Origin of the sequence: Bacillus paramycoides (assembly GCF_001884235.1) — a bacterium.
Lineage (GTDB): Bacteria > Bacillota > Bacilli > Bacillales > Bacillaceae_G > Bacillus_A > Bacillus_A paramycoides.
The window spans coordinates 15866-36784 of sequence record NZ_MAOI01000048.1; the positions used below are offsets into that span (position 1 = coordinate 15866).

Genomic DNA, 20919 nt, shown 5'->3' on the forward strand with positions numbered 1-20919 from the left:
TTTCGAAAAAAGAAAAGGCTTTCCTACCATGTAGGAAAGCCTTGTATGCAAGTTATTCTATAATAACTTATGCTACATCACTTTAAAGTAACTCCCTACGCTGGCATTATCCAGATCAGGTTGAGGGTCGATGTATACTTACATCCTCTCAGCCAATTGGCTCCCCGGTTCTTAATTCGTTTTCATTGTAGCATGATTTATTTTATTGAACAAACAAAAGCATGCATAATCATTTCATTTAACTTTTAACTTTTAACTTTTAAATTCCCCAATTAACTCTTGTAACTCCTGTGAAAGCCAGCTTAAAGAAGTAGCTAATTCGGCAATATCTTGTACAGACATTTCCTGTTCTTTCATCCCCTCTTCAATATTACTACTACTATTCGCATACGTATTTGCGACATGTGATAGTTCATTTACAACACGAACAATATTTTGGCTATTTTGCAGTATATCACTTGAATTGCTAGAAACAGCTCTAACTTGATTTGTAACAGCTTGTGCTGATTTTGAAATTTTTTCAAAGAAAGCACCACTACTTTGAACAAGTTTAATTCCAGATTCTACTTCTTTTGAACCTTTTTGCATTAAAACAACAGCTTCTTCCGTTTCATCTTGTGTTTCTCCTATTAATTTTGCTATATCTTTTGCTGATGCTTCCGTCTGCTCTGCTAATTTACGCACTTCATCAGCAACAACGGCAAATCCCCTTCCGGTTACCTCAGCACGTGAAGCTTCAATAGAAGCATTTAAAGCTAGCGAATTAGTTTGATTTGAAATACCTGTAATTACAGTTACAATATCACTAATTTCTTTGGATCTTGTTTCCAAAGAATAAATGATAGAAGATAAATCTTGTACTGCATTTTGTATTATGCTCATTTGATTAATCGCCTGTTCAATAACGCCATTTCCTTTTACTGAATGATGCTCCATACCTTCAGACGCTGTCGCCATTTGTTTTGCAGCATTCGCTATCTCTTCCATCTTATCTTCCATTTCATATACAATACCTAAATACTGTTGTACTGAAGTTTCTTGAGACTGAGCGCCAGCTCTTAACCCAACCATAGAACTTACGATTTCTTGAACTGCCATGCTATTCTCTTTCGTACTCACTGACAATTCTTGTGAAGATGAGGAAACCTGTTCTGCTGTCTGCTTCACTTTATCTATAATTCCTTTAAACTTCTCGATTGTATTATTAAAATAGGTATTAATAATACCAATATCATCTGCTCTTTCCTCTAATTTAATACTTAAATCTCCTTCACCCACTTTGCGCAAGCCTTCACGTAAATCTCGCAATGGAGCAAGTGCGTTACGCACAATTAAGAATTGAATAACAGTTGCAATTAAAACAGAAATACAAATAAACATTAAACCTTGTATAATGAATTTTTTCTTTGTACTAGGAACAATAGAGGCATCTACATCAGCGGCAACAATTGCGACAATATTTTCTTCTCCATCTTTAATTGGCTCTAATATCGTTACCCATGATCCTAATTCGTCCTCATATACTTCTGTCATGTTTGCTTTTTTCGTGCTCATTACTTTATCATATGCTTTCATCCAACGATCTGGTTGTTTATAATAGTCTCCTGGCTTTACTTGAACAACATTTGCTAATCCTGTAGCCAAACCGACGATTTGTAACTCACCTTTTTCATTTGTTTTTGCTCCAACAACATACGTTTGTCCAACACTGTTCAATTCTTTCGTTACTTCATCTAATTGCTCTGTTAACTTCTCTCTCTTTTCTCTTTGTGCCGTTGGGTCTTTTTCAACATCTCTCACTATTTCTGCGTCTAATTTATGTAATACCGTATCTCCTGTTTCAAAAGAATGCCGTTCAAATAAAGACATCATACTATTTTGAAACATGTTAAAGCTTAACGCTCCCATAGTACCAACAAGCGTCAAAATAACTAACACAGTTAAAAATACATTTTTTTGAAGAAATGAAAGCTTGCGCCAATATCTTTTCATTAACATCACCTTTCTTAATTAACGTAATATAAAGTAAAACTATTAAAATATAAACCTTAACAAATGATAATCATTCTCACTTGTTTACAAATAAAAAAAAGACCAATGTAAAAAGCATTGGTCAAGACCAACCCTATCCGTCCGGTAACTGGCTAGCTTAGCCTCTCGACCTTAGCCCCTGTAGTTTTGCGTCCTCATGTTTCCATCAGTTTGCCTTTCTCGCTGAACGAGTTGAACGATATGGGAGTTCTATGAGAATTAAAATATTCTCTTTCAAAGATTACAACATAAGTATTAAGATGTCCACTTATTTAGAGATATAAATATAAAGTTTTAATGTATTATTTTTTCGAAATAATTTAACAAAATGCGTGAATGTTACTTTTTTTGTGTTATATAATAAAAAATGTATATAATTCAAGGATTACTTCGAATAATTATTTAATTTTCATTCAAATTAAACTATTCGAATATATCTTAACTTATGAATTTCGGAGGTAGTTTATCATGTTTTGGCTACAATTTCTTACCTTACTACTCTGTATTTTTATTGGCGCACGCCTAGGTGGAGTTGGTTTAGGAGTAATGGGTGGAGTTGGTATGGCAATACTCGTTTTTGTCTTCCACTTACAACCTACAGCTCCTCCTATTGATGTAATGCTTATGATTTTAGCAGTAATTACAGCTGCCGGCGCCCTGCAAGCTGCTGGAGGAATGGATTATCTTGTCCACCTTGCCGAGAAAGCATTACGAAAAAATCCAAAGCGCATTACATTTTTTGCTCCTATTGTTACTTATTTATTTACGCTATGCGCGGGAACTGGTCACGTTGCTTATTCTGTACTTCCTGTTATAGCCGAAGTATCTCGTGAATCAGGAATTAGACCTGAACGACCAATGTCAATTGCCGTAATTGCTTCCCAGCAGGCAATTACAGCTAGTCCAATATCGGCTGCAACTGTTGCACTTTTAGCAATGTTAGCCGACTATAAAATCACTTTATTAGATATTTTAAAAGTCAGTATCCCTTCTACCTTCATCGCTTGTATGGTAGCTGCATTCGTTGCTAGTAAAATGGGAAAGGAATTAAATGAAGACCCTGAATACTTGAAGCGATTAAAAGAAGGAATGATTCCTAAACTTGAAGAGAAAAAAGAGTTTGTAGGTACAAAGGGCGCGAAATTATCAGTTATCCTTTTCCTAGTCTCAACTTTCCTTGTTGTACTTCTCGGCTCATTTGAAACACTGCGTCCAGGGTGGATGGTGGATGGAAAATTAGTTCATCTTTCAATGCCAAACACAATTGAAATGGTTATGTTAACCATTGCTGCTCTTATTATTATTTTCTGTAAACCAAATGTGGAAAGCATTGTATCTGGTAACGTCTTTAAAGCAGGCGCAACAGCCGTTGTTGCCATTTTCGGTATCGCTTGGATGGGAGATACTTTCTTCAACGGTAACTTAAATATGATTCAAGGATCAATTCAACACTTAGTAACAAGTGCACCGTGGCTATTTGCTATCGCATTATTCATTCTATCTATCTTACTGTATAGCCAAGCAGCAACAGTTCGTGCATTAATACCACTCGGATTATCTCTTGGCATTCCACCAGCATTACTTATTGCGATGTTCCCTGCAGTAAATGGATACTTCTTCATTCCAAACTACGGAACAATCGTTGCTGCAATCAACTTTGATCGCACTGGTACAACTGGTATAGGTAAATATGTTTTAAATCATAGCTTTATGATTCCTGGCTTGATCGCAACCTTTACTTCTATCGGAATTGGAATGCTCTTAATTTCAATTATGTTTTAAAGAAAAAGCACAAACCTATGATTTTAAGGGGTTTGTGCTTTTTTAATCAAACGTTTGTTTAAATCTTTTCAATCGATAACTTCTACAGTATATCCTTTCTTTTTTAAACCACTCAATACTTCTTCGATATGATTTCTATCTTTAGTTTCTAATGATAAGTGCAATTGCGCATATCCTGGAAATACCTTTGTACCAATTCGTTCTAAATATATATTTAATACATTCGCTTCAAAACTTGTTACAACCTCGAGTAAGCGTTGCAAATACCCCGGCTTATCTTTAATCGTTGTCGCAATATGAACGAAACGCCCTGCTTCAACCATTCCATGCTCAATAATACGTGAAATAAAGTTTACATCGACATTTCCACCGCTTAGTACGGATACGACCTTTTTTTCTCTTATTGGGATTTTTTGATAAAGCAAAGCAGCCAATGAACTCGCGCCGGACCCTTCGACCAACAATTTATTCCGCTCAAGAAGCATTAACATCGTCCGAGCGATTTCCATTTCATCTACACAAAACACATCATCCACATAACGTTGTACAAGTTCAAAAGTTAAATCTCCTGGCCTTTTAACTGCAATTCCATCTGCCATGGTTGGCGCCGAATCTACCGTTATTACTTTCTTTTCCTCAAGTGATTGTTTCATTCCTGGACAAGCAAGTGTCTGCACACCATATATTTTTACTGATGGTTTTTGTTCTTTAATTGCCATCGCAACTCCTGCAATTAATCCCCCGCCTCCAATAGGACAAATAACAGCTTCTACGTCTTCAAGCTGTTGTAATATTTCCAATCCGACTGTCCCTTGACCCGCAATTACTGCTTCATCATCAAATGGATGTACAAATTTTGCTCCTGTCTTCTCTTTTAAATCTAGTGCGTAAGCTAATGCATCGTCAAATACATCACCTTGTAATTCCACATGAGCACCATACCTTTTCGTCGCAAGCACCTTACTTAACGGCGCACCTTTTGGCATTACAATCGTGCAAGGAATACTGAGCATATTACTAGAATACGCAACCCCTTGTGCATGATTTCCAGCAGACGCCGCAACAACACCATTTTCTAAATCACCTTTCTCAAGAGAAACCATTTTATTATAAGAGCCACGTACTTTAAAGGAACCTGTCTTTTGTAAATTCTCAAGCTTTAAATAAACATCATTCTGTGATAATTCACTAAATGTGCTCGAATAATCTAGCGGTGTCATATGTACAATACCCTTCATTTTCTCATAAGCAGTTATAATATCCTGGAATACAATCATACCTTCGCCTCCGAAACAATATATGTTTATACATACTAGTTTAAGCGGCATATTTTGTTTTATACGACAAAAGATCACGTAGCATTTTATGCCACATGATCTTCTCTTACAAACTCTTATTTACTTCATCAGCTAATTTCTTCGTACTTTCATACGCAGAATCAGCTAAGCTAATCGCAGAAATAACCGAAATACCGTCCGCACCGGCATCTATAACAGAAGCTGTATTTTCAATTGTAATTCCGCCAATACCAACAATCGGTATTGTAATCTCGTGTTCTCTAAAATACTTTAGCCCTTTCGTTCCTTGAACTGCTTTCGTATCTTTTTTCGTACTCGTTGGGAAAATAGGACCAACTCCTAAATAATCAGCTCCGTTTTCAATCGCCCAGCGTGCTTCTTCAATTGTATGTGTAGATACTCCAACAATTTTATCTCCCATTTTTTCACGAACAGATGTTATTCCTTCATCATCTTGTCCAACATGTACACCGTCTGCATCTAATGCAAGAGCTAATTCAACGTCATCATTCACAATAAACGGCACATTATACTCTTTGCAAAGTGTTTGTAGTTCTTTCGCAAAACGAATACGTTTCTCACCAGTTAAAGCCCCTTCTCCCTTTTCACGAAATTGAAAAAGTGTTATACCGCCTTCTAGTGCCTCTCTCAATACTTGCAGTGGCTCCTTCGTACAATTGTTACTACCCATAATAAAATATACTGGTAGTAATTTAGACATTTCATCCATTGTAATACGCGACATCTATTTCCCCTCCTTACTGTACAAACTCAACCTTTCCATACTTCTCAATATCCTCTGAAGTTGTATTCGCTAATTGATTTAAAAACTCAATTTGGAAGCTACCAGGTCCTTTTTCTACCGTTTTGGCTGCTGCCAGTTCCGCAGCTACTCCATAAAATGTTAATGCTGCGACAGCTGCCTTCACATAATCTTTTTCAACTGCTGCAAATGCTCCTATTACAGAAGTTAATAAACAGCCTGTTCCAGTAACTTTCGTTAAAATGCTATGGCCATTTCGAATAAGAATAGTTCGCTCTCCATCTGTAACGATATCTTCTTGCCCAGTGACCACAGCAACTGTATTTAATTCATCCGCTGCCTGTTTTGCAATACTTACTACATTACCATTTCCAGTACCAGCGTCTACACCTTTGATTTCCCATTTTTCATTAATAACATTAGCTATTTCTGCTGCATTTCCACGAAGTATCGCTAAATTTATTTCAGCTGGAATATGTCTCGCAACTTCTGTTCGATAAGAAGTTGCTCCTGCACCGACTGGATCAAACAATACCGGTACATCATTTGTATTTGCTGATTTACCAGCAAGTAACATCGCTTCTACCTCTTCAGGACGAAGTGTACCCATATTTAAAACAAGAGCTCCAGCAATGCTAGCCATTTCAGCTACTTCTTCTTTCGCATATGCCATTACAGGCGATGCTCCTAACGCTAACAAACCGTTTGCTGTAAAGTTTGTTACAACGACATTTGTAATATTATGCACGAGTGGATTAGACTCTCTTACCAGTTCCACTACTTTACTAATTTCTTGTACATTCATTCTTTTCATCTCCTAACTTTAATGATGGGAGATACACAAAAAGACACTTTGCGTATGCAAAGTGTCTGAACATGTGCTTTTACACTCTCCCTACGCTGGCATTATCCAACAGGTTCAAATGGTCAATGACGGGTTAGTCATACTCTCAGTTTGCATCCGCAAACTCCCATGTGCTTTTTTATTCATCTACTTCAAAGTCTACTCTCATTCTAGTGAAATAACAAGTTCTTTACTTTCTTATACAGAAAGAGTGATAGGGAATCCTATCACTCTTTTCATACTATTATTTTATAGCTTTTGATACTTCTTTCACCATTGCTGATACAGACTCAAGTCCACCACCAGATAAGTACCAGTAGTTTGCATCAAGGTAAACTACGTTTTTGTTTTTCACAGCGTTTGTTTTACTTACCAGTTCATTTTCAACAACTTGCTTAGCAGAAGATTTCCCGCCAGTTACTACGCCTCTATCAATTACAAATAAGTAATCAGGGTTCTTCTCAAGGATGTACTCAAATGAAACTTTATTACCATGTGTATCTGCTTTAATTTCTGGGTCAACAGGAGTTACGCCAAACACATCATGAATAATGCCGAAGCGAGATTGAGGGCCGTATGCACTTACTTGACCATCGTTCGCTAAAATAACTAAAGCTTTTTTATCGCTTTTCTTCGCTTTTTCATTTAATTCTGCCACGTCTTTTTCAACTGCTGCAATTTCTTTTTTCGCTTTATCTTCTTTATCGAAGATTTTTGCTAATGTTTCTGTGTTTTCTTTAAATGATTTCATGTATTCTTTTGTATCTTGTTCTACGTAAATTGTTGGAGCAATTTTTTCGAATTCTTTATATGAATCAGCTTGACGTCCAGAAATGATAATTAATTCCGGATTCATTTCATTGATTTTTTCGAAGTCTGGTTCTTTTAAACCACCAACGTTTTTATACTTTTTATCTTTATATTTAGAAAGGTATTCTGGTACACTTTTTTGCGGCACACCAACCACGTCAACACCTAGTTTATCTAATGTATCTAATGAACCGAAGTCGAATACTACAACGTTTTTCGGATTCGTTTTAACTTTCGTTTCGCCTAATTTGTGCTTAATCGTAATTTCTTTTGATTTACTTTCACTTGCCTCGGTCTTCTTGTCAGTAGAAGCACCATTACTACATGCCACAGCGACAACAGCAAGCATGAAAGTTAATAATAGCATCGCTAATTTCTTCACTTCAATCACCTCAATAAAATTTTTAAAATTATTTAAATCGATAGCACATTTACACCATCAAAAATAACTTCCTCTTATGAAAAATAAATACAAATGTTGTTTCCAGATATCTCTTCTATATGGATGTCCATATCATAAATATCTTTTAAAACAGCTTTATCAATAATTTCGCTCGTTGGACCTTCTTTCATTACTTTTCCATCTTTCAAAGCAACGATATGATCGGAATAACAAGAAGCAAAATTAATATCATGAATTACGATAACAACCGTTTTTCCAAGCTCTTCAACAAGTCGTCTCAGTACTTTCATAATTTGTACAGAATGTTTCATATCTAGATTATTCAGTGGCTCGTCCAATAAAATGTATTCTGTATTTTGAGCAATAACCATTGCGATATACGCCCTTTGCCTCTGCCCACCACTGAGTTGGTCTAAATACTTATGCTGGATGTCCTCAAGTTCCATATAGCGAATAGCTTCCTCAATATGGCTCCAGTCTTCCTTTGTCAGATTACCTTGTGAATATGGAAATCTACCGAAACTAACTAATTCTCGAATGCTAAGCCTTAAATTAATATGATTCGTTTGCTTTAAAATTGAGATTTTCTTAGCAAGCTCATCGCTCTTCCATTCCCCAATTTCTTTATCTTCAATGTAGATTTCACCAGCATCTTTTTTTAATAACCTACTAATCATAGAAAGAACCGTACTTTTCCCTGCTCCATTTGGACCAATAAAAGATGTGATCTTTCCTTTTGCTATTTTAATAGAGACATCTTCAACAACATTTTTATTACCATATTGCTTTGATATGTTTCTTACTTCTACCATGACTTGCTCTCCTTTAATAGAAGATAAATGAAGTACACGCCACCAACAAAGTTAACAATGACACTTAAAGTCGTGTTAAATTCAAACACTCTTTCAACAATCAATTGTCCTCCTACTAAGGCGATAATACTAATAAGGATAGAACCTATTATTAAATATTTGTGTTTGTATGTATGCAAACATTCACGTGCAACGTTTACTACAAGCAGTCCTAAAAATGTAATGGGTCCTACTAACGCTGTGGAAATAGATACTAAAATTGCAATTACAATTAAAAGCTTCTTCACGACTTTGTCATAATCTACTCCTAAATTAATTGCCTCATCTCTTCCGAGTGATAGTACATCTAATAATTTCAGCTCTTTATACACATAAGCAATAACCAATACAATTCCAATGATAGACGTTACAAGTAGCTCTGTTTTTACATTATTTACACTTGCAAACATTTTCCCTTGTACAATTTGGAACTCATTTGGATCAATGAGCACTTGCATAAAGGACGATAAACTTTGGAAGAATGTACCGAATATTAATCCGATTAAAAGTAGGAAGTAAATATTATTCCCTTCTCTTTTAAACAGAAACTTATAAAGAAATAGTGAGAAAATCACCATTAAACTTACTGATATAAGGAAGTTTACGTTTGTGTTCATCATCGTGAAATGTTGTGATCCAAATACAAACACAACAAACGTTTGAATAAACATATAAAGTGAATCTAAACCGATAACACTCGGTGTTAAAATACGGTTATTACTAATCGTTTGGAAGATCATTGACGAAAATGCAATCGCTCCGCCTGTTATGATCATCGCTAACAATTTCTTACCTCTTCTCGGCAAGGCATAATCTAATGTGTTCATATTTAAGTTAATAAATAAAAATATCCCAATGGCTATAACTGATACAATGGCTAGTAATGCCAAAATCATCTTATAATTTCTTTGTTTTCTAAGCTGCATATGCGTTTCTCCTCATCAATAAATAAAGGAAAATTCCGCTTCCGATTACTCCTACTGTAAGACCAATAGAAATCTCGTACGGATAAATTACGACCCGACCAAGTATATCGCAAGCTAGTACGAAAACTGCTCCTAACAAGGCAGTGTGCGGTAAGCTATTCTTCAAGTTATCTCCGCGATAAATAGAAACAATATTCGGAATAATAAGCCCTAAAAATGGAATCATTCCTACAGTTAAAACAACTAACGCGGAAATTAAAGAAACGATAACAAGTCCAATATTTAGTACTCGATTATAATTCATCCCTAAATTCGCAGCAAAGTCTTCTCCCATTCCAGCAACGGTAAAGCGATTTGCATATAAAAAGGCGATGATTACAAGCGGGATACTTAAATATAAAATCTCATATCTCCCTTTCATAATCATTGAAAAGTCACCTTGTAGCCAGGAATTGATATTTTGAATTAAGTCATATTTATAAGCAAAGAATGTTGTAACGGAACTAATAATGTTCCCAAACATAATCCCTACAAGTGGAATAAATATCGCATCCTTAAACTTAATTCTCTTTAAAATTTGCATAAATAAAAATGTACCAGCTAATGCAAAGACAAATGCAACAAGCATTTTCTCAAGAGGACTCGCTGTCGTAAATAACATTAACGACACTAACACCCCAAGCTTCGCACTATCCATCGTACCCGCAGTTGTCGGAGATACAAATTTATTTTTGCTCAATTGCTGCATAATTAGGCCGCTTATACTTAAGCTCACACCAGCAACGATAATACTGATTAAACGTGGCAACCTACTAATGAATACAACTTGCATTTTATCTTGATCCCAATGCACAATATCCATGAGGCTTATATCTTTTACACCAATGAAAATAGAAGCAATCGATAAAACAATAAGCATAATAAACAAATATCTTTTTTTCATAGTTATTCATGGTGCAGATTATGTTCTGTCGCCATCATCTGATTTTAAACAGATTATAATCCTATCATTTTATCCCCCTCATCTATTTATAGAATGATAGAAATCATAACTCTTTTGGTAAAACCTTTTCTTGCCTTCTTATGATTAAAATGAATTTCATTATCAATTAAGAACATAATTTATATGTATTAATCAACTTTCCCATATATTATTTTGGCAATATTTTGGTAACCTCCTTTAATGATAATGAAATTCATTTACAATGTCAACGGATACACTCAAAAATCTGACATTTATATCAAACTTTTATTCATATACGTAAATCCTCCCTCATTCATTTAATCGGAAATATTTCAAACCTGTAGCATAACTGAATCCAGCAAAGATGTATGCTATATTTAACGTATGGAAATTTGAAAGGATGTTTTTAAAATGGCAAAAAGTATTGTAATTGCTGAAAAGCCTTCTGTTGCACGTGATATCGCACGTGTACTGAAATGTGATAAAAAAGGAAACGGCTACCTTGAAGGTAGTAAATATATTGTTACTTGGGCTTTAGGCCACCTCGTTACATTAGCAGATCCAGAAAGCTATGATGTAAAATATAAAAAGTGGAATTTAGAAGATTTACCAATGTTACCTGAGCGTTTAAAACTAACGGTAATTAAACAAACAGGAAAACAATTTAACGCTGTGAAAAGCCAGCTACTTCGAAAAGATGTAAGTGAAATCATTATAGCTACAGACGCTGGCCGTGAAGGTGAATTAGTAGCGCGCTGGATTATCGATAAAGTTAAAATGAACAAACCGATTAAGCGTTTATGGATTTCATCGGTTACTGATAAAGCAATTAAAGATGGCTTCGCAAATTTAAAGCCTGGCAAAGCATATGACAATTTATACGCTTCAGCTGTCGCACGTTCAGAAGCTGACTGGTATATCGGTCTTAATGCGACTCGAGCATTAACTACCCGCTTTAATGCCCAACTAAATTGTGGTCGTGTTCAAACACCTACTGTAGCCATTATTGCAGGCCGTGAAGACGAAATAAAGAATTTTAAAGCTCAAACTTACTACGGTATCGAAGCTCAAACAGCGGAGAGATTAAAGCTAACTTGGCAGGATATAAAAGGAAATAGTCGCAGCTTTAATAAAGAAAAAATTGATGCACTTGTGAATAAAATCAGTAAGCAACATGCTACTGTTGTAGATATTGATAAGAAACAAAAGAAGTCGTTCGCTCCTGGTCTTTACGATTTAACTGAACTACAACGTGATGCGAATAAAATCTTTGGTTACTCTGCAAAAGAAACATTAAACATTATGCAAAAACTATATGAGCAACATAAAGTTTTAACGTATCCTCGTACAGATTCACGCTACATTTCATCTGATATCGTCGGAACGCTTCCAGAGCGTCTGAAGGCATGTGGCGTCGGAGAATACCGTCCTTTAGCGCATAAAGTATTGCAAAAACCTGTAAAATCTAATAAATCATTTGTTGATGATAGTAAAGTAAGCGATCATCATGCAATCATCCCAACAGAGAGCTATGTAAATTTCTCAGCTTTCACAGATAAAGAACGTAAAATTTATGATTTAGTTGTGAAACGTTTCTTAGCAGTTTTATTCCCAGCCTTTGAATATGAACAACTAACATTACGTACAAAAATTGGTGGCGAAACGTTCATCGCACGCGGAAAAACAATTTTGCATGCTGGTTGGAAAGAAGTATATGAAAATCGATTTGAAGATGATGATGCAGTAGACGATTTGAAAGAACAAATCTTACCTCGCATTGAAAAAGGCGATACATTAAACATAAAACTAATTGTCCAAACATCAGGTCAAACGAAAGCACCTGCACGTTTTAATGAAGCAACGTTACTTTCAGCGATGGAAAACCCAACAAAATACATGGATACGCAAAACAAACAACTTGCTGATACATTAAAATCAACTGGTGGATTAGGTACTGTGGCTACACGTGCGGATATCATCGATAAACTCTTCAATTCATTCTTAATTGAAAAACGTGGTAAAGATATTCACATTACATCAAAAGGGCGTCAGTTACTTGATTTAGTGCCAGAAGAACTAAAATCTCCTACACTAACTGGTGAATGGGAGCAAAAACTTGAAGCAATCGCAAAAGGTAAATTAAGAAAAGAAGTATTTATTTCAGAAATGAAAAACTATACGAAAGAAATTGTTGCTGAAATTAAATCGAGCGATAAAAAATATAAACACGACAATATCTCAACGAAGTCTTGTCCAGACTGCGGTAAACCAATGTTAGAAGTAAACGGTAAAAAAGGTAAAATGCTTGTATGCCAAGATCGCGAGTGTGGTCATCGTAAAAGTGTATCCCGCACTACAAACGCACGCTGCCCTCAGTGTAAAAAGAAACTAGAACTACGTGGTGAAGGATCCGGCCAAATTTTCGCATGTAAATGTGGCTATCGCGAAAAACTTTCTACGTTCCAAGAGAGACGTAAGAAAGAATCAGGCAACAAGGCTGATAAACGTGACGTCCAAAAATATATGAAACAACAGCAGAAAGAAGAAGAACCATTAAACAATCCATTCGCAGAAGCATTAAAGAAATTAAAATTTGATTAAACCTATTTTTAAATATAAAAAGGTTCCTACCACTCTCGGTAGGAACCTTTTATTTTTAATGAATAATTTTACTTCCTTTTGCGTTCTCAACAAACTTTTCACTTGATTTGTTAATTGGTGTTTTTAGCAATATCGCAGCAACAACGATGACTACTACGAAAGCACTTAACACGAGTAAATCTCTAATTACTATATCCCAAAGCATTCCACCTACTGTTTCACGAATTGCACTAATTGCGTATGTGAATGGTAAGAACGGATAAATTGCTTGGAAGAAGGGTGGTGTCATTTGAATTGGGAATGTTCCGCCCGATCCTGCTACTTGCAGTACAAGTAAAATGATTGCCATCGATTTCCCAACGTTTCCGAAAATAGAAACGAGTGAGTATACGATACAAACAAAGACTCCACCAATAAATAAACTAAATAACACAAACCAGAATTTATCGACTACGTACGTACCGAGTAAGAATATATCCCCCATCGATACGATAAATGCTTGTGAAAGCCCTATTGTTAAGAATGTTAATAGGCGTCCGAAGTATATTTCATGGCTCTTATAATTCGCGCCCTCTTCATGTACTTCTACTGTTAATAACGAAACCATTAATAGTGCACCAACCCATAGTGCAAGCACTGTATAGAATGGTGACATCGCTGAACCGTAGTTCGGCATCGCAAATAATTTATTCTCTTTTAAATTTACTGGATTTGCGAAGTAATCACTTTGCTTTTCAACATCATTTTTCAATAAACGTATGATGTCTTTTATATCCTCTTCTGATTCAAAATCACGAATTTTATTTGCTAAGTCTTTAATCTTTTTCTCAGTCTCCGGCATTTCAGCTTTAATATCTGCTAATTTCTTTCTACCGTCCACTAAGCCTTTTGATGAATCTTCTAATATTTTTTTAACATCTGGAAGCTTTTTGTTTGCTTCGCTTAAAATTTGAGATGTATTTTTAGACATCTCTTTTGTGCGAGCAATTGCTTCATTAAAGTTTGGAACGATTTCTGAATCGTATTTAGCTAAGATGTCACCTATTTGGCCCGAAACATTTTTAGATACTTCATTAATGCTCTCAATAACATCTGCCGCTGGTTTTTGACCTTTATTAATAGAGTCAATTCCTTTATCAGTTAAATCGATTCCTTTTTGAAAACCATCTTTTACTTTATTCAATTTAGAAATCATGTTATTCATGTTCTTATCACTATTTACATCTGCTAAAACTTTATTCGCATTTTCCATAACGGGAATCATATCGTTAACTAAATTTAGCCCCGCTTTAAACTGGCGATTTAATTCATTTAAAGCTACTTTTGTAGAATCTAGTCCGTTGACACCTTTATTACTTAAGTCTTCTCTGGCTTTTTCAAGCTCTGTTTTTAATCTGCCGTAATTATTTACAGCCTGATCATAGCCTTCTCTACCATTGTCTAATATCTCGTTAACTTTTTTTATTTCTTGATTTAAATTCTGTTGCGCATTTCCAGCTTTATCTTTTAATTGTTCAGCCGTACTTACTGCTTTTTCAAAATCTGCTACAAACGTTGCATTATAATCTGCCTCCGCTTGGTTTACTAAACTATTTATCGCATCTAACTTTTTATTAGTAGCATCTCTTACATCTTGTTTCACTTCTTGCCCTGTACCTATAATATTAGCGATATCTTTAACGCCGCCATTTGCATTTTCTATAGCTGATTTAAGATTCGTTAATTTATCTATTCGTTTTTGGAAGAAGTCTTTTCCAGAATCAGTTGGTGCAGATTCTTTAAATTTAGTAAAGACATCAATTAAATATGAAACACTATCCGCACGACCTTGAAGATTCTCAGAAACCTTGTTAAGATCTTGTTTCGCTTTTTCTGGGTCAAAATTACCATTTTGTAACCCGTTTATAACTCCTTGTGCATAAGTTGTTCCAACACGTATTGAGCCGAATACATTATTTACAGTTTGATCAATATTTTTAGCAATATCTTTATACAATTGACCATTCACCTGCGGTAGTTCTGGTATCTGTGGAATAGTTATATTAGGTAACACTGGGAATTTAGATGGATCTGGAAGTGCTAGATTGAAATCAACAGATGGATTTTTTAAGAAATCCGTAATTGCCGCCGCACCATTCAAACCTGTTTGCATTGCAATTAAATTATTCTTAATAGTTCCCGGAGCACGATTCAATGTTTCATCATTTCTCGCAAAGAATGCATCTAAACTCTTAAGTGTATCTTGCCCATCATTAATAACACTTTCTACAACTGGTAACTCTTTCTGAGCTACTTTCACAACATCTTCCGCGCGAGTTGCATCATCTAACGCCTTATCCATGAGTGTATTCATTTCTGGGAACTGCGCTTCTAACTTAAATACAAGATCCTTGACCTTCTCAATACTCGGTAAGTTAGTTTCTAAATCGATTCCAAGGTCATTGAAGATTTCAAAAATCTCACCGTTTGCTGTTTTAACAAAGTTTTTACTAATTTCTTCAGTAAGACCTGATGCACCTTTAGCTGTAATCTTCGGTGCAATGGCATTCACCTTTTCATTTACGTAATACTTAATTTCCGGTTTCTCTGGATTTTCATTCAAGACTGTTGCAATCTTTTCAGAAAAATCTTTTGGAATAGTAATACTTGCGGAATAATCTCCACGCTCTACTCCATAAATTGCTTGCTTTTCATCGACAAACTTCCAACCAAAATTTTTGTCCTTCTTAAGTGAATCTACAATTTCTTTCCCGATGTTAATATCTTTCCCTCTTAAATTTGACCCAACATCTTGGTTAGAAACTGCAATCTGGATTCCTTTCGTATTTCCGTAAGGATCCCAAGAGGCTTTAATGTTAAACCATGCATATAACGATGGTAGAACCATCAAACCTAATACAATAACAATTGCAGCCCAATGTTTGGCTACATTCCGTAAATCTGTCTTATAAATACGCCAAATCTGTTTCATATAAGCTATCACCTAATTATATATTTTTCCTTCTTTAGAAAATGATACATACATTTTGCAATTATATCACTTTCTACATCGTGGATTAAACGAAAATGCACTATTTTTTCCCATAAAATATTTCACCTACTTCATTATATAACGAAGTAAAAAAAGTATGCATACAAAATGACCAAATTAGTTTTACATTCAATAATAACAAATATATAGGAAATGTCATAAAAAGTACAATTATTTTCTCTTGGAAATACTTGTATTCATCAAAAAAATCCTCACAGCTTTTTATTATCTGTGAGGATTTCTTCTATTATATATCTAATTGTACCTCTACACCGAAATGATCTGAAATTACATTTCGATTTGCACCATTAAAAATAACTTTTGAAGAACTAACCGTTTTACTTTGGTTACATAATATTAAATCGATTCGTAAGTTTTGTTTATTTTCATCCCAACCAGCAATCTCACCTTGGACAGTTGTTCCTTCATCCTTCTCCATTGCTAGTTCATATGTGTCATATAAACCTTTTTTCATAATATACTCATAACCCTCTCCTTGCAAACGAGCATTGTTATTAAAATCCCCCATTAAGAAGGAGAGTTCATTGCTATCTACACGCTCTATTAAACGATCGACCTGGCCTTTGAATGATTCTTCTTCATCATTCCACCAACCGAGATGACAAGAGTAAAACGTTATCTTCTTACCATCATAAGTAATTGTTGCACTTACAATTTTGCGTGTTTTCCAATACGCTGTATCCTTATTTTCTGAAATAAAGAACGTATCTTCTTTTACAACGTTATGCTTTGTTATAATTGCTAATCCTTCCTCGTACACATCATATCCAATATGAGAGAAGTCCCAAATAATATTGTACTCTTTTACATGTAAGGCTCTTAACTCTTCTAGTAGTAATAGTCCAAAATTATCTTTTTTCTTGTTACCGCATACATTTTCAGCTTGTATAGATTGACTTACTTCTTGCAATGCGATTACATCATAATCTTCTTCTTGAATTACCTTGGCAAGATACTTTATTTTTTCAATTTGATTCTCTTCTTGCCAAGAGTGACAATTTAAAGTTAGCAATTTCATATTATTACGCACCTAACATATCTTGAATGTCTGACTTTAATACGTCAGCTTTCGGGCCATATACTGCTTGTACACCTTTATCTTTTACAATAAGTCCTAAAGCACCATTTTGTTTCCACTGTGCTTCTGGTGCAACAACGTCTAAATTTTTTACTGTTACACGTAAACGTGTCATACAAGCATCTACGTCAGAAATATTATCTTTTCCGCCCAATAAATCAATAACTTTTGTTGCTAATGAACCATCTTGTACATTTCCTGTTCCTTCTGATGACTCATCTTCATTATCAATATAGTTACCTGCACGCCCTGGTGTTGGTAAATTGAATTTTTTAATTAAGAAGTTGAATAATGTAAAGTTAAGGCCGAAGAACACTAATGAAACAATGACAAAGTTGATTAAATCTCTCGTTAAACCTGCATTGACCATCATTGGTGTACGTGTAATTAACTCAATAAATCCAAATGCATGAACACGTAAATTAATTAAATCTGCTAATGCGAATGCAAGTCCTGTTGTAATTGCATACACAACATATAATACTGGCGCAATAAACATGAACATGAATTCAATTGGTTCTGTAACACCTGTTAAGAATACTGCTAATGCTGCTGATAAGAACATCGGTTTATACTTTGCACGCTTATCTTTATCAACGTTACGGAACATTGCAAACGCAATACCCATTAATGCTGCTGTTGAACCGATAACTTGCCCAGCTTTGAAACGAGCTGGTACAACATTATTTAATAAATCATTATACGCTTTCGTGTCTCCATTTGCTAACAAGTTATTTAAATCTGTAATCCATGCAAGCCATAATGGATCCTGTCCTGCTACAACTTGTCCAACTTTTGAACCAGTTAACATCGTATATGTTCCGCCTAGCTCTGTGTAGTTCATCGGAATTGTTAACATATGATGTAATCCAAACGGTAATAATAAACGTTCTAATGTTCCATATACAAATGGTGCAACAACTGGTGCACTATCTTTAGATGCTGCAATCCAGCGACCAAATTCATTTAATCCACTTTGGATAAATGGCCATAAAAGTGATAATACAATCGCAGTAACTGTAGACCAAACAATTACAACGAATGGTACGAAGCGTTTTCCATTAAAGAATGCTAATGCCTGTGGTAGTTTATTATAGTTATAGTATTTGTTGTATAAAGTAGCTCCTAAGAAGCCAGTAATAATCCCTACGAAAACTCCCATGTTTAATGCTGGTGCACCAAGTACAGAAGTGAAATAATCTTTTACAAGTAAATCTCCTGCTAATACCGAAGAAACTGTCGCTTTTGAATCCGTTAACATTTGAGGGTTTACACCAAATATAGCTCCTGTAATTCGGTTTGTTAAGACGAATGCTAATAGCGCTGCAAACGCACCACCTGCGCGATCCTTCGCCCAAGATCCCCCAATTGCTACTGCGAATAAAATGTGTAGATTTGTAATAATTGCCCAACCGATGTCTTCCATTACTCGAGCAATTGTATGAACTGCGTTAATATCCCCAGCAGACATCCCAATTAACTTACCGATGGAAATCATTAAGCCAGCTGCTGGCATTACAGCTACAACAACTAATAACGCTTTCCCGAACTTTTGCCAAAAATCAAAAGACGTAATTTTCATCTGTTCTTCCTCCCCTTTATTTATAACAACATAATGATTTGAATTATAATTTCTATTTCTCTTATGAAAACGATTCCTTACATCCCTTCTTTTTTTGTTACGCAACCGTTTTCATAAATCTATTTTAATAAAAGCGTTTTCACATTGCAATAGAAATTTATTTTTTTTAATAAAAAAAGATGCTCAAAGAGCATCCTTTTTTATTATGAAATGCGATAAACCCTTGTTTCATAAGGTTTTAACGTAATTGTAGTTAATTGATCATGTTCGGCAACTTCATAGTTATTTAAGAGCAAACGTTTGCGTTCTAGTGCGAATGTACTCTCATTATATACAGCTTCCTGGTTCGAAATGTTACTAATTACAATTACTTTTTCATCCTGCAATGTACGAGTATATGCGTAAATTTGCGAATCATCTTCTAAAATTAAATCATACGTACCATAATTCAATACATCGTGCTCTTTTTTCAAGGCAATCATTTTTTTATAGAAATTGAAAATAGAGTCCTCTTCATTTTTCTGCTTTTCAACATTAATTTCCTTGTAGTTTGGATTCATCCCAAACCAAGGTGTTCCTGTTGTGAAGCCAGCATTATTTTCAGCATTCCACTGCATAGGTGTACGTGAATTATCACGGCAAGAAGCCCATATAATTTCCATCATATCTTGATGAGATACTCCTTCTGCAATTTTCTCGCGATATAAATTTTTAATTGCTACATCATCATAATCTTCAATATTTTGGAACTGAACATTCGTCATACCAATTTCTTGTCCTTGATAAATAAACGGTGTACCGTGCATAAAGAAATACATCGCTCCTAAAGCTGTTGCACTTTCACGCCAGTATTCTTTATCATTTCCCCAAGTAGACACAATACGTGGCTTATCATGGTTCTCAATGTATAAAGCATTCCAGCCCTTATTTTCTAAACCTTTTTGCCACTTTGTTAATACTTTTTTCAACTCAACAACATCAAGATCTTTCTTCTTTTCTGCATCCCATAAGCTTAAATGCTCAAATTGGAATACCATATTGAATTTACCGTTCTCTTCTCCAACCCAAAGATCAGCATCTTCAACTTTCACACCATTTGCTTCCCCAACAGTCATAATATCGTATTTAGCAAATGTGTTTTCTTTTAATTCTTCTAATAATGGCTGAATACCATTGACATTCATATGTTTGTCAAAAGAAGGCACATACTTTAACCCTTTTGGGTTTGGCATATCCTTTAAACCATCTTCTTTTTTTATGTGGCTAATCGCATCGACGCGGAAACCATCAATACCTTTATCAAGCCACCAATTAACAGTATCGTATAAAACTTCACGAACTTCTTTATTCTCCCAGTTCAAATCTGGTTGTTTACGCGAGAATAAATGTAAATAATATTGCTCTGTCACTTCATCATATTCCCATGCAGAACCATTAAAGATACTTTCCCAATTGTTTGGTTCCACGCCATCTTTACCATCACGCCAAATATACCAATCACGCTTCGGATTGTCTTTAGAAGAACGTGATTCAATAAACCACGGATGTTCATCACTTGTATGATTAATAACCAAATCAATAATAAGCTTCATATCACGCTTATGAACCTCATCTAGTAACGCATCAAAATCTTCCATCGCACCAAATTCATCCATAATATCTTGGTAATCACTAATATCATAACCATTATCATCATTAGGCGATTTATACATTGGACAAATCCAAATTACATCTATACCTAAATCTTTTAAATAATCCAGTTTTGCAATAATACCTTGTAAATCTCCAATACCATCGCCATTTGAATCCATAAAGCTACGTGGATAAATTTGATAAGCAACCGCTTCTTTCCACCATGTCTTATTCATAATCATTCTCTCCTTTTGCATCCCATTAAAATTTATGCAAACGTTTTCGTAACACTATCATAACAA

Annotated in this window: 14 protein-coding genes and 3 riboswitches; of the genes, 2 read left to right on the forward strand and 12 right to left on the reverse strand. The window is 35.0% G+C overall.

Annotated elements, in window-relative coordinates; all coding sequences use genetic code 11:
• Positions 1 to 75: 75 nt before the first annotated feature.
• Positions 76 to 177, reverse strand: a riboswitch (TPP riboswitch).
• 75 nt (positions 178 to 252) lie between these two features.
• Positions 253 to 1992 carry a methyl-accepting chemotaxis protein gene (locus BAU28_RS07730; protein WP_071718239.1) on the reverse strand — a complete coding sequence of 580 codons (1740 nt, stop codon included), beginning with the start codon at positions 1990 to 1992 and terminating at the stop codon, positions 253 to 255.
• 140 nt (positions 1993 to 2132) lie between these two features.
• Positions 2133 to 2217, reverse strand: a riboswitch (cyclic di-GMP riboswitch).
• A gap of 282 nt (positions 2218 to 2499) precedes the next feature.
• Here BAU28_RS07730 and BAU28_RS07735 point away from each other — a divergent pair.
• Complete coding sequence (locus BAU28_RS07735) at positions 2500 to 3813, forward strand: anaerobic C4-dicarboxylate transporter family protein (RefSeq protein WP_002174679.1); 1314 nt, start codon at positions 2500 to 2502, stop codon at positions 3811 to 3813.
• 68 nt (positions 3814 to 3881) lie between these two features.
• Here BAU28_RS07735 and ilvA read toward each other — a convergent pair whose 3' ends face one another.
• The 7 genes from ilvA to BAU28_RS07770 form a co-directional block, all read right to left on the reverse strand.
• Complete coding sequence (gene ilvA / locus BAU28_RS07740; RefSeq protein ID WP_071718240.1) at positions 3882 to 5090, reverse strand: threonine ammonia-lyase; 1209 nt, start codon at positions 5088 to 5090, stop codon at positions 3882 to 3884.
• A 106-nt stretch (positions 5091 to 5196) separates the two neighbouring features.
• Positions 5197 to 5856 carry a thiamine phosphate synthase gene (gene thiE, locus BAU28_RS07745; RefSeq protein WP_071718241.1) on the reverse strand — a complete coding sequence of 220 codons (660 nt, stop codon included), beginning with the start codon at positions 5854 to 5856 and terminating at the stop codon, positions 5197 to 5199.
• 13 nt (positions 5857 to 5869) lie between these two features.
• Positions 5870 to 6679 carry a hydroxyethylthiazole kinase gene (gene thiM, locus BAU28_RS07750; protein WP_071718242.1) on the reverse strand — a complete coding sequence of 270 codons (810 nt, stop codon included), beginning with the start codon at positions 6677 to 6679 and terminating at the stop codon, positions 5870 to 5872.
• A 70-nt stretch (positions 6680 to 6749) separates the two neighbouring features.
• Positions 6750 to 6859: riboswitch (TPP riboswitch) on the reverse strand.
• Positions 6860 to 6962: 103 nt separating this feature from the next.
• The gene (locus tag BAU28_RS07755; protein ID WP_071718243.1) at positions 6963 to 7910 is read right to left on the reverse strand and encodes a siderophore ABC transporter substrate-binding protein; all 948 of its coding nucleotides are present in this window, start codon (positions 7908 to 7910) and stop codon (positions 6963 to 6965) included.
• 74 nt (positions 7911 to 7984) lie between these two features.
• The gene (locus tag BAU28_RS07760) at positions 7985 to 8743 is read right to left on the reverse strand and encodes an iron ABC transporter ATP-binding protein (protein ID WP_002174674.1); all 759 of its coding nucleotides are present in this window, start codon (positions 8741 to 8743) and stop codon (positions 7985 to 7987) included.
• On the reverse strand, positions 8737 to 9708 hold the full coding sequence (locus BAU28_RS07765; RefSeq protein ID WP_082148035.1) for an iron chelate uptake ABC transporter family permease subunit: 972 nt from the start codon (positions 9706 to 9708) through the stop codon (positions 8737 to 8739). The genes BAU28_RS07760 and BAU28_RS07765 overlap by 7 nt, the downstream gene beginning before the upstream one ends.
• Positions 9698 to 10651 (reverse strand): ABC transporter permease, encoded by a 954-nt coding sequence (locus BAU28_RS07770; protein WP_071718244.1) that lies wholly within the window; start codon positions 10649 to 10651, stop codon positions 9698 to 9700. Before BAU28_RS07770 ends, BAU28_RS07765 begins: the two co-directional genes overlap by 11 nt.
• A gap of 432 nt (positions 10652 to 11083) precedes the next feature.
• On the opposite strand from BAU28_RS07770, the gene topB reads away from it, so the two are divergent.
• A complete protein-coding gene (gene topB, locus BAU28_RS07775) occupies positions 11084 to 13273 on the forward strand; it encodes a DNA topoisomerase III (protein WP_071718245.1) in 2190 nt (729 codons plus the stop codon).
• 55 nt (positions 13274 to 13328) lie between these two features.
• Here topB and BAU28_RS07780 read toward each other — a convergent pair whose 3' ends face one another.
• The 4 genes from BAU28_RS07780 to BAU28_RS07800 all read right to left on the reverse strand — a co-directional run bounded on the left by BAU28_RS07780 (position 13329) and on the right by BAU28_RS07800 (position 20853).
• Complete coding sequence (locus BAU28_RS07780; RefSeq protein ID WP_071718246.1) at positions 13329 to 16244, reverse strand: YhgE/Pip domain-containing protein; 2916 nt, start codon at positions 16242 to 16244, stop codon at positions 13329 to 13331.
• Between the two features lie 307 nt (positions 16245 to 16551).
• The gene (locus tag BAU28_RS07790; RefSeq protein ID WP_071718248.1) at positions 16552 to 17343 is read right to left on the reverse strand and encodes an endonuclease/exonuclease/phosphatase family protein; all 792 of its coding nucleotides are present in this window, start codon (positions 17341 to 17343) and stop codon (positions 16552 to 16554) included.
• Positions 17344 to 17347: 4 nt separating this feature from the next.
• On the reverse strand, positions 17348 to 18985 hold the full coding sequence (locus BAU28_RS07795; RefSeq protein WP_071718249.1) for a PTS transporter subunit IIBC: 1638 nt from the start codon (positions 18983 to 18985) through the stop codon (positions 17348 to 17350).
• A gap of 203 nt (positions 18986 to 19188) precedes the next feature.
• A complete protein-coding gene (locus BAU28_RS07800) occupies positions 19189 to 20853 on the reverse strand; it encodes a glycoside hydrolase family 13 protein (protein ID WP_071718250.1) in 1665 nt (554 codons plus the stop codon).
• Between the last annotated feature and the right edge of the window lie 66 nt (positions 20854 to 20919).

What these genes read in the sequence shown, in the direction of transcription:
- BAU28_RS07800 (WP_071718250.1), bottom strand. Translation starts at nt 20,853, where the DNA reads ATGAATAAGACATGGTGGAAAGAAGCGGTTGCTTATCAAATTTATCCA.
- BAU28_RS07760 (WP_002174674.1), bottom strand. Translation starts at nt 8,743, where the DNA reads ATGGTAGAAGTAAGAAACATATCAAAGCAATATGGTAATAAAAATGTT.
- BAU28_RS07730 (WP_071718239.1), bottom strand. Translation starts at nt 1,992, where the DNA reads ATGAAAAGATATTGGCGCAAGCTTTCATTTCTTCAAAAAAATGTATTT.
- thiE (WP_071718241.1), bottom strand. Translation starts at nt 5,856, where the DNA reads ATGTCGCGTATTACAATGGATGAAATGTCTAAATTACTACCAGTATAT.
- BAU28_RS07770 (WP_071718244.1), bottom strand. Translation starts at nt 10,651, where the DNA reads ATGAAAAAAAGATATTTGTTTATTATGCTTATTGTTTTATCGATTGCT.
- ilvA (WP_071718240.1), bottom strand. Translation starts at nt 5,090, where the DNA reads ATGATTGTATTCCAGGATATTATAACTGCTTATGAGAAAATGAAGGGT.
- BAU28_RS07795 (WP_071718249.1), bottom strand. Translation starts at nt 18,985, where the DNA reads ATGAAAATTACGTCTTTTGATTTTTGGCAAAAGTTCGGGAAAGCGTTA.
- BAU28_RS07735 (WP_002174679.1), top strand. Translation starts at nt 2,500, where the DNA reads ATGTTTTGGCTACAATTTCTTACCTTACTACTCTGTATTTTTATTGGC.
- BAU28_RS07780 (WP_071718246.1), bottom strand. Translation starts at nt 16,244, where the DNA reads ATGAAACAGATTTGGCGTATTTATAAGACAGATTTACGGAATGTAGCC.
- BAU28_RS07765 (WP_082148035.1), bottom strand. Translation starts at nt 9,708, where the DNA reads ATGCAGCTTAGAAAACAAAGAAATTATAAGATGATTTTGGCATTACTA.
- BAU28_RS07790 (WP_071718248.1), bottom strand. Translation starts at nt 17,343, where the DNA reads ATGAAATTGCTAACTTTAAATTGTCACTCTTGGCAAGAAGAGAATCAA.
- thiM (WP_071718242.1), bottom strand. Translation starts at nt 6,679, where the DNA reads ATGAATGTACAAGAAATTAGTAAAGTAGTGGAACTGGTAAGAGAGTCT.
- topB (WP_071718245.1), top strand. Translation starts at nt 11,084, where the DNA reads ATGGCAAAAAGTATTGTAATTGCTGAAAAGCCTTCTGTTGCACGTGAT.